The 13,345-nt window shown below is 69.5% G+C and carries 8 protein-coding genes; 5 read left to right on the forward strand and 3 right to left on the reverse strand.

Going from position 1 to position 13,345, the window contains the following annotated elements; all coding sequences use genetic code 11:
- From VFZ70_09785 to VFZ70_09795, 3 genes are all read left to right on the forward strand, one after another.
- Complete coding sequence (locus VFZ70_09785) at nt 1-984, forward strand: zinc metalloprotease HtpX (GenBank protein HEX6256086.1); 984 nt, start codon at nt 1-3, stop codon at nt 982-984.
- Between the two features lie 152 nt (nt 985-1,136).
- Complete coding sequence (locus VFZ70_09790) at nt 1,137-2,717, forward strand: D-aminoacylase (GenBank protein ID HEX6256087.1); 1,581 nt, start codon at nt 1,137-1,139, stop codon at nt 2,715-2,717.
- 191 nt (nt 2,718-2,908) lie between these two features.
- The gene (locus VFZ70_09795; protein ID HEX6256088.1) at nt 2,909-3,661 is read left to right on the forward strand and encodes a CDP-alcohol phosphatidyltransferase family protein; all 753 of its coding nucleotides are present in this window, start codon (nt 2,909-2,911) and stop codon (nt 3,659-3,661) included.
- 61 nt (nt 3,662-3,722) lie between these two features.
- On the opposite strand, the gene VFZ70_09800 is transcribed toward VFZ70_09795, so the two are convergent.
- Nucleotides 3,723-4,772 (reverse strand): dihydroorotate dehydrogenase-like protein, encoded by a 1,050-nt coding sequence (locus VFZ70_09800; protein ID HEX6256089.1) that lies wholly within the window; start codon nt 4,770-4,772, stop codon nt 3,723-3,725.
- Entirely contained in the window at nt 4,772-8,389 is a 3,618-nt protein-coding gene (gene nifJ, locus VFZ70_09805; GenBank protein ID HEX6256090.1) for a pyruvate:ferredoxin (flavodoxin) oxidoreductase, read from the reverse strand. The genes VFZ70_09800 and nifJ overlap by 1 nt, the downstream gene beginning before the upstream one ends.
- Before the next feature lie 267 nt (nt 8,390-8,656).
- On the opposite strand from nifJ, the gene VFZ70_09810 reads away from it, so the two are divergent.
- Both VFZ70_09810 and VFZ70_09815 read left to right on the forward strand, forming a co-directional pair.
- Nucleotides 8,657-10,699, forward strand: coding sequence for a multicopper oxidase domain-containing protein (locus tag VFZ70_09810; protein HEX6256091.1), 2,043 nt, complete (start codon nt 8,657-8,659; stop codon nt 10,697-10,699).
- A 163-nt stretch (nt 10,700-10,862) separates the two neighbouring features.
- Entirely contained in the window at nt 10,863-11,609 is a 747-nt protein-coding gene (locus VFZ70_09815) for an SDR family NAD(P)-dependent oxidoreductase (GenBank protein HEX6256092.1), read from the forward strand.
- Nucleotides 11,610-12,624: 1,015 nt separating this feature from the next.
- Here the strand turns inward: VFZ70_09815 and VFZ70_09820 are convergent.
- The gene (locus VFZ70_09820) at nt 12,625-12,804 is read right to left on the reverse strand and encodes a hypothetical protein (protein HEX6256093.1); all 180 of its coding nucleotides are present in this window, start codon (nt 12,802-12,804) and stop codon (nt 12,625-12,627) included.
- Nucleotides 12,805-13,345 lie beyond the last annotated feature (541 nt).

Raw genomic sequence — 13,345 nt, forward strand, 5'->3', positions numbered from 1 at the left:
ATGGTGACCGACCCACGGATCGCGCAGGTCCGCCGCCGTCAGCGGCGGCGCAACCGGCTGCACGGCGTGGTGCTGCTGGCGGGCATGGTGGGCACGCTCGCGCTGTGCGCGTGGCTGCTCTTCGGACGCCAGGGTGTGATCTGGGTGCTCGCGCTCGGTCTCGGAGCGCTGGCGCTGCGCCCGCGGATGCGTCCGGCGTGGGTGCTGCGCATGTACGGCGCGCGCCCGCTGCCTGCTGCCGCCGCGCGGGACCTGCACCGCCTGCTCGAGATCCTCGCCGACCGCGCGGGACTGCCGCGACCGCCGGCGCTGTACTACGTCCCGTCCCGGATGCTCAACGCGTTCGCCGTCGGCGATCGCAACGCGTCGGCCATCGGCGTCACCGACGGGCTGCTGCGCACGCTGAACGGGCGGCAGTTGGCCGGCGTGCTCGCGCACGAGGTCAGCCACATCAGTTCCGACGACCTGCGCATGATGACGCTCGCCGACACGGTCGGGCGTCTCACGCACGCGATCGCCTATGCCGGGCTGGCCATGCTCGTGGTGAGCGGGGCGACCATGATGGTCGAGTCGAGCAGCGCCAGGCCCGCGCTCGCGTCGCTGCTGCTGGTGTCGCTCGTGCTGCTGGCGGTGCCGACCGTCGTGACGCTGTTGCAGCTGGCCCTGTCACGCGCGCGCGAGTACGACGCCGACGTCGCGGCCGCGACGCTGACCGGTGACCCGTTGGGTCTCGCCGACGCGCTGCGCACGCTCTACGATCACGAGGGCCGGCTGTGGGAGCGGATCATGGTGCCGCACCGTGGCTCGCCCGACCAGCTGCTGCTGCGCACGCACCCCACTGCGCAGGAGAGGATCCGTCGGCTCCGGGAGCTCGCACCGATCGACAGCCCTGCGGTGACACCGCCTTCGGACGACCATCCACCGCGTGGCTTCGGTCCGGTCAGCGGGCCGGTGCGCCTGCGGGTCCCCGGCATCTGGCGGTGACCCACGATGAAGGCGGCTCGCGGCACGCTGGCGGCGACCACGCCACCGCTCCGGTCGGATCCGCATCGACCGGGTCGCAGCACGTCACGTCGTGGGTACGAACGACGCCGTGCGGCACGGTTCGAGCGTGAGCGGACGGTGGAGGGTGACGCGTGAACGATCTCCGACTGATGGGCGCGCAGGTCATCGACGGCACCGGATCAATGGCACGACGCACTGACGTTGCCATCGCCGGCCGACGGATCGTCGCCGTCGGACGCGACGCGGCGGAGGCGCCGGCGGGCCGGACGGTGGATCTGGACGGCCTGGCGTTGGCACCCGGCTTCATCGACCTGCACACGCACGTGGACTTCACGTTGCCGGTGCACCCTCGCGCGGCCGCGATGGTCCGTCAGGGGGTCACCACTCTGGTGGGTGGCAACTGCGGCTTCTCTCCGTTCCCCGTGACCGCCGCACGCGTCGACGACCTGCGCGACCTCAACGCGTTCATCGACGAAGGTCTGGCCTGGGACTGGGACGACGCGGACGCCTACCTCACGCACGTCGACGACCTGCCGCTGGCGTGCAACCTCGCCCAACTCGTCGGTCACGGCGCGGTGCGCATCGCTGTCATGGGCATGACCGGGCGACCGCCGACCCCCGATGAGCTCGACCGGATGCGACAGCTCGTCGACCGGGCTCTGCGCGCCGGCGCGTTCGGCCTGTCGACCGGCCTCGTCTACGCGCCCGGGTCGCACGCCGGGACCGATGAGCTCGTCGCGCTCGCCGAGGTCGCGGCCGGACACGGCCGCTTCTACGCGTCGCACATCCGCAGCGAGGGCGACGACTCGGTGGCCGCCGTACGTGAGGCCCTCGACATCGGACGTCGGTCGGGGGCGCCGGTGCAACTGTCCCACCACAAGGCGATGGGCCGGTCGAACTGGGGCAGGGTCGAGCGGACGCTGGCGATGATCGACGATGCCCATCGCGACGGACTGGACGTCACCGCGGACCAGTACCCGTACGTCGCGGCCAGCACGACCCTGTCGAACCTCCTGCCTGCCTGGGCCCGGGAGGACGGGCTCGACGGCATGCTGGCGATCTTCGACGATCCGGAGCGGCGCGCCGATCTGGTCCACGAGGTCCGCGCCGGGGCCTCCGACTACGACCTCGACCAGGTGGTGATCAGCGCCGTGCCCGCCGGGGCGAACGCCGACGCCGGCGGGCGGATGCTCGTCGACGTGGCCGCAGATGCGGGCGAGGATCCCATCGACACGGTGTTGCGCCTGCTCGCGCAGGAGCGGGACCGGGTGCAGATGGTCATCTTCGGCATGGACGAGGACGACGTCCGCACGGTGATGCGTCATCCGCACGTGGCGGTCGCCAGCGATGGATGGACGCTGGATCCCAGCGCGGGTGGCACACCGCATCCACGCAGCTACGGCACCTACGCCCGGGTGCTCGGCCGCTACGTGCGCGAGTTGGGGGTGCTCACGCTCGAGGAGGCGGTCCGCAAGATGACGTCGCTGCCCGCTTCCCGACTGGGGCGCGAGGACCTCGGCGTCATCCGACCTGGTGCGCGGGCGGATCTGGTTGCATTCGACCCCGCCGCCGTCGCGGACCGCGCGACGTTCGACGATCCGCACCGGTTCGCGTCCGGCGTGGAGCACGTCATCGTCGGCGGTCGTCCGGTCATCGATGGTGGCGCCGACACCGGCGATGCGGCCGGCCGCGTGCTGCGCGCTGGACGGTGATTCGCCGCATGCCGTCATCCCGGCGTCGCGCTCCCCGGTCCGTTAGGATCGAAAGCAGCCGAGATCATGCGCCGTGACCGCGACGACGGGGCGGCGCGCCCCGCGCGGTCGGTCCGGCGTGATCCGGATCCTCCAGATGGGACCTGCCAGCCCATGCACGATCCCCGACCGACCCACGTGCGGCACCGCCCGTGGTGACCCACGACGCATCCCTCGCCGACACCGCCGCGCTGACCAACGATCCCGGTCGCCGCGAACAGGCGATCGGCTACCTGGCGCACGCGTACACGGCGACGGGCCTGCTGCTCGTCCTCGCGGCCACGCACCTGATCCTGGCCGAGCAGTTCGCGCTGGCCATCGTCGCGCTCGTCGCGTGCGTCGTCATCGACGCGACGGACGGCATCTTCGCGCGGCACGCGCGGGTCACCGAGACCGCGCGCCTGATCGACGGGCGACGCCTCGACGACATCATCGATTACCTGTCGTTCGTCTTCGTGCCTCTGCTGCTGGCCGTCCGGGCGGAACTGATCCTCACACCTGTCTTCCCGACGGTTGCGGTCGTGCTGATCACCAGCGCGATCGGGTTCTCCCGGGTGGACGCGAAACAGTCCGTGCAGGGCTTCTTCAAGGGGTTCCCCTCGTACTGGAACGTCGTGATCGGCTACCTGTGGCTGTTCCAGACCCCACGGATGTTCAACACGGTGCTGCTGTGGGTGCTGGCGGCTCTCGTGCTCGCGCCCGTGCGCTTCCTGTATCCCACGCAGTTGCCGGACCGCGCCGACCGCCGCCGCCACTACGTGCTCGGCGCCGTCTGGGGGATCGTGTGCGTGGTCGCGCTGCTGCTGCCCTCCGGTCCCGCGCAGCTGACCGTCGCGACGGTCTCGCTCACGTATCCCGCCTACTACGTGTGGTGCTCCGTGCGCGCCGACATCGCGGCCCGCTGAGGCAGGGGCCGTGCCGCACGGTCGTCGCGTGCTGAGCGCGCCACGGCTCGTGCATCGACGGTCAGAACGGGTCGAAGCCCCACCCGTCATGGAAGGTGTTGCTGTAGTGGACGAGTGTGTCGATGTAGTTGGCGCGCTCGAAGGCGGTCGGGTCGGCGACGGTGCGCATGCTCACGCTGCCCTTGAGCTCGGTGACCGATGTGTAGCCCATGTCGTGCACCCAGGCCGCCAGGTCGGCCTCGACGGTGCCCACGTGCTGCGGACCCTGGTCGATCAGGGCAGACGTCATCATCGTCACGTCGGCGCCCGCCAGCAGGCCGCGCGCGACGTCGGGGGCGCGGTGCACCCCGCTCGTCAGCGCCAACGACGCATCCACGTGACCGGACAGGATGGCGATCCAGCGCAGTGGCAGGCGCAGCTCGGAGCGGCGCGACAGGTCCAGCCACGGCCGGATCTGCAGCGTCTCCGGGTCGATGTCGGGCTGGTAGAAGCGGTTGAACATGACCAGCCCGTCGGCGCCGGCCTCGACCAGTCGTCGCGCCATGCCGGCGAACGCCGTGTAGTACGGGCCGACCTTCACCGCCAGGGGGATGTCGATCGATCGCCGGACCTGCTCGACGAGTGCGAGCTGCTGTGACTCGATCTGCTCCGCCGTGGCGTCGAGGTCGGCGACGACCTCGTACAGGTTCAGCTCGAGCGCGTCGGCGCCGACGTCGGCGATCCGCGACGCGTACCCCACCCAACCGCCCGGCGTCACGCCGTTGAGGCTGCCGATGACCGGCACCGACAGCAACTGCTTCGCGTCGCGCACGTGGCGCAGGTAGCGCTCACCGACGCTGGCGTAGCCCTGCAGGTCCGGGAAGTAACTGGTCGCCTCGGGGTTGGCGTCGGCACCCAGTTCGAACAGTGCGGACGCCTGCAACTCGTCGTGGGCGGCCTGCTCCTCGAACAGCGACGGCAGCACGACCGCCGAGACACCGTTGTCCTCCAGGGCCTGCAGCGGCTCGAGGCGCCCGGTCAGCGGGCCGGGCGACGCCACCAACGGGGTGCGCAGTCGCAGGCCCAGGTACGTCGTCGACAGGTCGGTCGCGCGATCGATCGACTGCGTCATCACCGGACCTCCTCGGATCCGACGCCGGCTGGATCGACGACCTCGCCGGGCTCGTGGGCGATCGAGCGCTCCACGCCGGCGAGTTGTTCGTAGTAGTGCCAGCGCTCGTCGATGTCTGCCTGCGCCAGCGCCAGCAGTCGCCGCGCGCGGGCGGGGTCGGTCCGTTGCAGCATCGCGAACCGCCCCTCGCTGCGGGCGAAGTCCCGCAGCGGCATGGCGGGCTTGCGTGAGTCCAGGCGGAACGGTGTGGTGTGCTCGTCGGTGGCCGGGCGGTACCGGAACAGTGGCCAGTAGCCGCTCTTGACGGCGTCGCGCTGGTGGGTCATCGACAATCGCATGTCGAAGCCGTGTGCGATGCACGTCGAGTACGCCAGGATCAGCGAGGGTCCATCCCAGGCGGCTGCCTCGCTCAGCGCGCGGATTGTCTGCACCTCGTTGGCGCCCAGCGCCACTTGCGCGACGTATACCGTGCCGTACTGCATCGCGAGCGCGCCGAGGTCCTTCTTCGGGGTCTCCTTGCCCGACGCCGCGTATTTGGCGACCGCCGCCCGTGGGGTCGCCTTGGACGCCTGTCCGCCCGTGTTGGAGTAGACCTCGGTGTCGAGCACCAGGATGTTGACGTTCAGCCCGCTGGCCAGCACGTGATCCAGGCCGCCATAGCCGATGTCGTGGGCCCACCCGTCACCGCCGACGATCCACACGTCGGTCCGCACCAGGTGGTCGGCCAGGCTGTGCAGCATGCGCGCCCGCGGCTCGCCGTTGCCGGCGACCAGTCGGTCGCGCAGCATGGACACACGGTCGCGCTGCGCGGCGACGCCGGCCTCGTCGGACTGGTCGGCGTGCAGGATCGCGTCAGCGAGGTCGGCGCCCACCTGGTCGCGAAGCGCGCGCACCAGCGCCCGTGCGCCAACGGACTGCTGCTCGACGCCGATCCGCAGGCCCAGGCCGAACTCGGCGTTGTCCTCGAACAGGCTGTTGGCCCACGCCGGGCCGCGGCCCGCACTGTCGACACCCCATGGGGTGGTCGGCAGGTTGCCGCCGTAGATCGACGAACACCCCGTCGCGTTGGCCACGACGATGCGGTCGCCGAACAGTTGCGTGAGCAACTTGAGGTAGGGCGTCTCACCGCAACCCGCGCATGCGCTGGAGAACGAGAACAGTGATTCGCGGACCTGTGAGCCCTTGATCGAGTCGGCGGGCAGCAGCGACCGGTCGAGCGGCGGGATCTGCTCGAAGAACGCGAAGTTGGCGCGCTCGCGTTCGCGGTGCTCGGGTGCCGGCTCCATCATGATCGACTTGCGGCCGACTTCGTGCTTGTCGTGGGCCGGGCACTGCTGCACGCACACCCCACAGCCCGTGCAGTCGTCGGGTGCGACCTGGATCGTCAGCAGATGCTGCGTCGGCAGGTCGCGGGAGCGGAAGTCCTTGGATTGCAGCGTGTCGGGGGCGCCGTCGAGCGCGTCGGGTTCGAACACCTTCATCTGGATGGCGTCGTGGGGGCAGACGATCGCGCACTTTCCGCAGTCGATGCAGATGCTGGGATCCCACACGGGGATCTCCTGTGCGAGCGACCGCTTCTCGTACCGGGTCGTGCCGGTGGGGAAGGTGCCGTCGACCGGCAGCGCGGACACGGGCAGCAAGTCGCCCTCGCCGGCGATCATGCGTGCCGTGACCCGCTCGACGAACGGTGGCACATCGGCCGGCACCGGCGGTCGCAACCCGATGGTGGATGTGACGCGGTCGCCGAGTGGGACTTCGGCCAACTCGTCGAGTGCATGGTCGACGGCCTCGAGGTTGCGCGCCACGACCTCCGGTCCGCGGCGGCCGTACGTCCGCTCGATCGACCGCTTGACCGCGGCGATCGCCTCGTCGCGCGGCAGGATGCCCGACAGCGCGAAGAAGCACGGCTGCATCACGGTGTTGATGCGTCGGCCCAGTCCCGCGGCCCGGGCCACGCGGTGTGCGTCGATCGCGTACACCCGCAGGCCCTTGTCGAGGATCGCCTCCTGGACCGGAGCGGGCAGCGTGTCCCAGACCTCGTCCGCCGGGAACGGGGCGTTGAGCAGCACCGTCGCACCCCGCGCGGCCCAGCCGAGCACGTCGCGGGTGCCGAGGAACCCGAACTGGTGGCAGGCGACGAAGTCGGCCTCGTCGATCAGGTACGTCGACATGATCGGCCGCCGCGAGAAGCGCAGGTGCGACACGGTCTGCGCGCCGGCCTTGCGCGAGTCGTACACGAAGTAGCCCTGCGCGTGCAGGTCGGTGTGCTCTCCGACGATCTTGACCGTGTTCTTGTTCGCGCCGACCGTGCCGTCGCTGCCGAGGCCGAAGAACACCGCCTCGACGTCGCCGTCGCCCGCCGGCAGCGAGAAGTCGGGGTTCGGTGGGATTGACAGGTGCGTGACGTCGTCGATGATCCCCACCGTGGCACGCCGGGGCTGGTGCTCGCCGTCGGCGAGCGCGTCGAGCAGGCCCGCCACCATCGCGGGCGTGAACTCCTTCGACGACAGGCCATACCGCGCGCCGGTCAGCCGGGGCATGGCGGCCGTATCCAGCGCCCCCGTGGTGGCGGCCTCGGCCAGGGTCGCGGCCACGTCGACGAACAGCGGCTCGCCGACCGCGCCCGGCTCCTTGGTCCGGTCGAGCACCGCGACCGCGCGGGTGGTCGGCGGCAGTGCCGCCAGGAACGCGGCCGTCGGGAACGGCCGGAACAGCCGCACCGCCATCACGCCGACCCGCTCGCCGCGACGGTTCAACTCCTCGACCGTCTGCCGCGCGGCGCCGACGCCGGAGCCCATCAGGACCAGCACGCGGTCGGCCTCGGGGTGGCCGGCGTAGTCGACCAGGTGGTAACGACGGCCGGTGCGTTCGGCGAGGTCGTCCATCGTCTGCTGGACGATGTCGCCGACGGCGTCGTAGTACGGGTTCACGGCCTCGCGGGCCTGGAAGTACACGTCGGGGTTCTGAGCCGAACCACGCAGGACCGGCTGCTCGGGGGTCAACCCCCGCATGCGCTGGGCGACCACGTCGTCGTCGCTGATCAGTGCGCGGATGTCGTCGAGGTCGAGCGTCGTGATCCGGTTGAGCTCATGCGACGTGCGGAAGCCGTCGAAGAAGTGCAGGAACGGCACGCGGCTGCGCAGTGTCGCCGCGTGCGCGACGGCCGCCAGGTCCTGCGCCTCCTGCACCGAGCTCGACGCCAGCATCACCCACCCCGTCGTGCGGGCGGCCATCACGTCGGAGGGGTCCCCGAAGATCGACAGGGCGTGGGTCGCCACCGACCGCGCCGCGACGTGGATGACCGCCGGCGTCAGCTCGCCGGCGATCTTGTACATGTTGGGCAGCATCAGCAGCAGGCCCTGTGACGCCGTGAACGTGGTCCCCAGCGCACCGTCGATGACCGCGCCGTGCAGCGCGCCGGCGGCACCGCCCTCGCTCTGCAGCTCCGTGATGCGCGGCACGGTGCCCCACAGGTTGGTGCGGCCGGTGCTTGACCACGCGTCCGCCAGCTCGCCCATCGGCGACGCCGGGGTGATCGGATAGACCGCGATCACTTCGCTGCACGCGTGTGCCACCCGCGCCGCGGCCTCGTTGCCGTCGATGCACGCCGTTCCCATGCGCTGCCCACCTGCGGTCGCCGACTGGGACAGCGTAGAACGTAGGTCGTCCGATGCTGGTAGGGGCAGGCCGAACGGACCCGGCGGTGCGGGACAGATGGCTCGGGTGTCGTCCGCCGCCGCAGCAGCCTGTACGATCGGCGGGCAGATCCGGGACCATTGGACACGTCCGACGGCACGGGTTCGGGTGAAGTCGGTGGGACCCGCCGCGCGCTGCCACCACGCGCGCAGGACGCGGGCCGCGTGGTGGCAGGGGAAGGTGGGACCATGCTGGACCGCAGGCAGTTCATCAAAGGAACCGCGGCATCCGGCGCGCTGCTGTACGCCAACGTGCTCGGTGGGGTGGGCCGGGCGCTGGCGGCACCAGCGGCAGTCGGCCTCAGCGACCCGGCGCTGCAGCCGAAGTTCGTCGAGCCGGCGCCGAACGCGCTCGACCCGGGATTCCTGTTCAAGGACCTGAACCAGAACGGCGCTCCGGTGCAGCAGCCGAACTTCAGCCTCCGTGTCCGTGAGACCGGCCAGCAGACCGGTCTGATCAATCCGAAGAACGGGAGGAGGCTGAAGACGGACGTGTGGGGCTATGGGGCCGACACCGTGTCGTGGCCCGGCCAGACGTTCCAGGTGATGAGCAGCCTGAACGGAAACGGTGGTGCCGACGAGACCGTGGTGCGGTGGGAGAACGAGTTGCAGGGCAAGAAGCACCTGTTGCCGGTCGATACCAACCTGCACTGGGCGTACTCGCTGCACGGTGCCGGTTCGGCCAACGGCGTCGACTACCGGCAGTACAGCATCACGAAGAACGGTGTCCCGATCATCACCCACCTGCACGGCGGGAACTCCGACTTCCAGTACGACGGCAACCCGGAGTTCTTCTACAGCCCCGACGGTGAGGTCAAGGGCCCGCAGTGGGACTTCGCACCCGGCGGGTTCACGAACACGTTCAGGTACAACAACGCCGTGCCGGCGGGAAACCTGTGGTACCACGACCACGCGTTGGGAATCACCAGGCTCAACGTCTACGCGGGCCTTGCCGGCTTCTACTTCGTGCGTGACGAGCTCGACACCGGACTGCCGGGCAACTCGTTGGGTTTGCCGGCGTTCCCGTATGAGCTGGCCTACGCCATCCAGGACCGCATGTTCACCGACGATGGCGCGCTGTTCTATCCGGCCTTCCCCGGTGACCCGTTCTACGACGACTTCATCACGGGCGAGGGCGCGATCCTGCCGCCAGAGCTGTTCCCTGGCGGCGGCCCGACCGCGCTGGCGGAGTTCTTCGGCGATCACATGGTGGTCAACGGCAAGATCTGGCCGAAGGCGAACGTCGAGCCCCGCAACTACCGGATGCGCCTGCTCAACGGCTGCGACTCACGATTCATGGTCCTGCAGTTCGTGGCCGTGGATCCCGGCGTGACCGATCCAAGCCACCCGAGCGCGAGCGCTCCTCTGGACTTCTGGGTCATCGGCAGCGACCAGGGGCTCGGTACCCCGGCGCAGACCGACACGCTGGTCTTCGAGCCGGGCGGCCGCTACGACGTGGTCGTCAATTTTGACGGCCTGGACGGCAAGAGGGTCATCATGAAGAACCTCGGCGGCGATTCGCCGTTCGGCGGGGCCTTCGGCGGTGACCTGGATCCCGGCGACCTGTTCCCCGACCGCCAGACCGACCGGGTCATGGCCTTCGACGTGGTCGTGCCACTGTCAGGCGTGCCGGACACCTTCAATCCCGGCAACCTTCCGGGATACGGCGGTGTCGCAAACGGGGGCACAACCCGCCGGGTCGCGCTGTTCGAGGGGACTGACGAGTTCGGTCGACTGCAGCCACTGCTCGGTACGGTCGCGGGCGATCTGACCGGCACCGACGTCGCCACCGCGTACACCTGGTTCCAGCCCCCCACGGAGACGCCGGACTTCGACTCCACCGAGATCTGGGAGATCTACAACTTCACCGCCGATGCCCACCCGATCCACCTGCACCTGGTGAACTTCGAGATCCTGGATCGTGAGGACTTCGAATACGACGTCACCGGTTCGCAGACCACGACGCAGCACAACGGGACCACCGGGGAGGCGCCAGAGATCTCCAACATCAGGAATCTCACGCCTGCGTCGGTTGGTTCGGAGTACTTCGAGGCGGCGCCGAAGGACATGGTGACGTCGCTGCCGGGCGATCCGGAGGCGACCATCCCGACAGGCCAGATGGTGCGCATCAGGGCGCACTTCGACAAGTCCGGCCGGTACGTCTGGCACTGCCACATCCTCTCGCACGAGGACCACGAGATGATGCGCGTGCTCCGGGTCGGCCAGGAATGATCGACAGCCCGAATTCTTCGCACCGACCCGGTGCCTCGTGTTCGTACGGCGGGGCACCGGGCGGTCTTGACTGACGAACGGTGGGTGTCCATCGGGACGTCCGGCCCTCGTCGCTGGCGCGTCGCCCCCTACCGTGCCGCAGTGCACGTGGAGAGGAATCGTGATGGGCAGGTTCGACGGAACGGTGGCAATGATCAGTGGCGGCGCACGCGGCATGGGAGCGTCGCATGCCAGGGAGCTCGCGGCCGAGGGAGCCTCGGTGGTCATCGGCGATGTGCTCGATGGCGAGGGGAAGGCGCTGGCCGAGGAGATCGGTGACGCGGCTACGTTCGTCCACCTGGATGTGACCAGCAGCGACGACTGGACGGCAGCCTACGCAACGGCGGAAGAGCGGTACGGTGCCGTCAACCTGCTGATCAACAACGCCGGGATCGTGACCTTCGGCTCCGTGGAGCAGCTGCCGCCCGAGGACTTCCGGCGCATCATCGACGTCAACCTCACCGGCACCTTCCTCGGCATGCACCACGGCGTCCCCTCGCTGCGCCGCGCGGGCGGCGGCGTGATCATCAACGTGTCATCGACGGCGGGCATGATGGGCTTCGCCAACATCGTCGGCTACGTCGCCAGCAAGTGGGGCGTGCGGGGGATGACGAAGGCAGCCGCGATGGATGTGGCATCGGACGGCATCCGGGTGTTCTCCATCCACCCCGGTCCCATCCGCACGCCCATGACCGCGGATCTCGGCGATGAGCTCGCGGCGGTACAGGCGATCCCGCGGATGGGCGAGCCCGAGGAGGTGTCCAAGCTGGTGATGTACCTCGCCGCCGACGCGACGTACACGACCGGTGCGGAGTTCATCATTGACGGGGGCAGCCTGCTCGGTCAGACCGTCGAGCTTCCAGAGGCGTGACGGGACGGGAACAGCTGTCGTCGTGGCCCCAATGTCCTCGGGGTGCCATCTGATACCCACGTCAGGGGAGCCGCGCGGTTCACGCCCAGCAAGCTACCAGGCGTGTCCACCGCGACACCTGTCGGGACAGTCTAGGAGGGTCGGGCTAGTCACCATTGATCGCCGTACTTGAGCAGTAGTAGGGGTTGCAGGTCCGTCCGCGTCGCGGGCGTACTGTTCCGGACGCACGCGTCCTGCGGCGTCCGGCGGGGGCGGGAGTCCCTGCCGTCGTGAGAGAGGTGTGTCATGCGGAAACGGCTCATCACAGCGCTGATCACGGCGCTGCTTACGCTCGGCGTCGTTGGACCAGCAGCAGCGGACCCAAAGTTCGGGCCAGGCAATGCCGGCGGCGGACCCAACGACGCGCAGTCGAAGTGTCACCCGCCTGGTCAGACCGAAGACGTCCCCGGCTGCAAGTAGGCCGCGGTAGCGTGACCCGTTGACCGGCTAGCGCTAGGCAGGTAACGGGGAAGGGGCCCAGGGAACTTGACCCTGAGCCCCTTTCGCCGTCGTGAGGACCTACCGCACGACCGTCAGGGTCACGACCGGGCGCGCCTCAAGCAGAGCGACGCGAGCAGTCAACGCCCGCAACCGGCGCAGAGCCTTCCGTCTTGTCGGTCGCTTCCATGACGTCGAGTCCGGTGAGCCGCGCCGGGCGGCGCTCTCAGCTCTGGCGCGCTCACGATACAACTCCGGTGTTGGTGGTGACGACCTGGCCGCCGTCGTCGTCGCCATATGAACCCCCAGCCGCGCTAACAGCCGGCGGGTGTCGACCGTGAGGACGTCCTACTCGAACTCACCATCGGCCCCGGCTTCGGCGACGACGAGTGACGCGGTGAGGCCCCCGCCAATCGGTGAGGGCCTCGGCGAGCCAGATCTGCTCAGGTCGCGCCGTCGACCGCCACCGCCTTCGCGGCGACGAACACGCACCATGCGGTCGTCCACAGCCAGCGGCGCGCGAACGCCACGATGCGGGTCATGCCGGCGCCGCCCACGGGTCGACCGCGACCCACAGCCGCCACCGGTCGCCATCACGGTCGACGACGACCAGGCCGACACGGTCCGAGTGGACGGTGCGGGCCCGGCGGACTTCGGCGATCTCGCCCTCGACGGTCAGGGCGCGGATGACGAGTTCGACGAGCCGTTCGACCGTCACCGGTCGCCCTCCTGCTCGACGGTCGGCGGCTGGTAGGCGACGTTCTCGACGATCCCAGACGTCCCCCTGCCAGCGAGCGCGACATCCAGCACGTGCCGCAACGCCATGACCTCGTGTTCGAGGCGTTTCGACGTCGGCTTGTGTGGTCGCGTGTTGCAGCTCGGCGAGCGACCGGGACAGCAGCGACACGAGCGCGTCGCGGTGCGTCAGCCGGATACCTTCTTCGACGAAGCCGGCTAGCTCGTCGAGGTCCTTCGGGCGGTAGTTGGACTTCCCCCCGCTGGCGGACACCGTGGTTATGCGGCCATCGATGATGCTATCGGGTCGGTGTGAGCGTGTTGTTGTTCCCACCTGACGGGTGGCAGGTAGTCGTTGGACGAGTGCAATCTGCGCTGGTTGTACCAGGCGATCCAGCGGAAGATCGCCGTGCGCGCCTCGGCGCGGGTTCGAAACCGTCGGCGGTTGACGAGCTCGACCTTCAAGGTGGCGAAGAAGCTCTCGGCGACAGCGTTATCCAGGCATTATCCGGTGCGGCCCATCG

The organism is Euzebyales bacterium, from assembly GCA_036374135.1.
Taxonomy (GTDB): domain Bacteria; phylum Actinomycetota; class Nitriliruptoria; order Euzebyales; family JAHELV01; genus JAHELV01.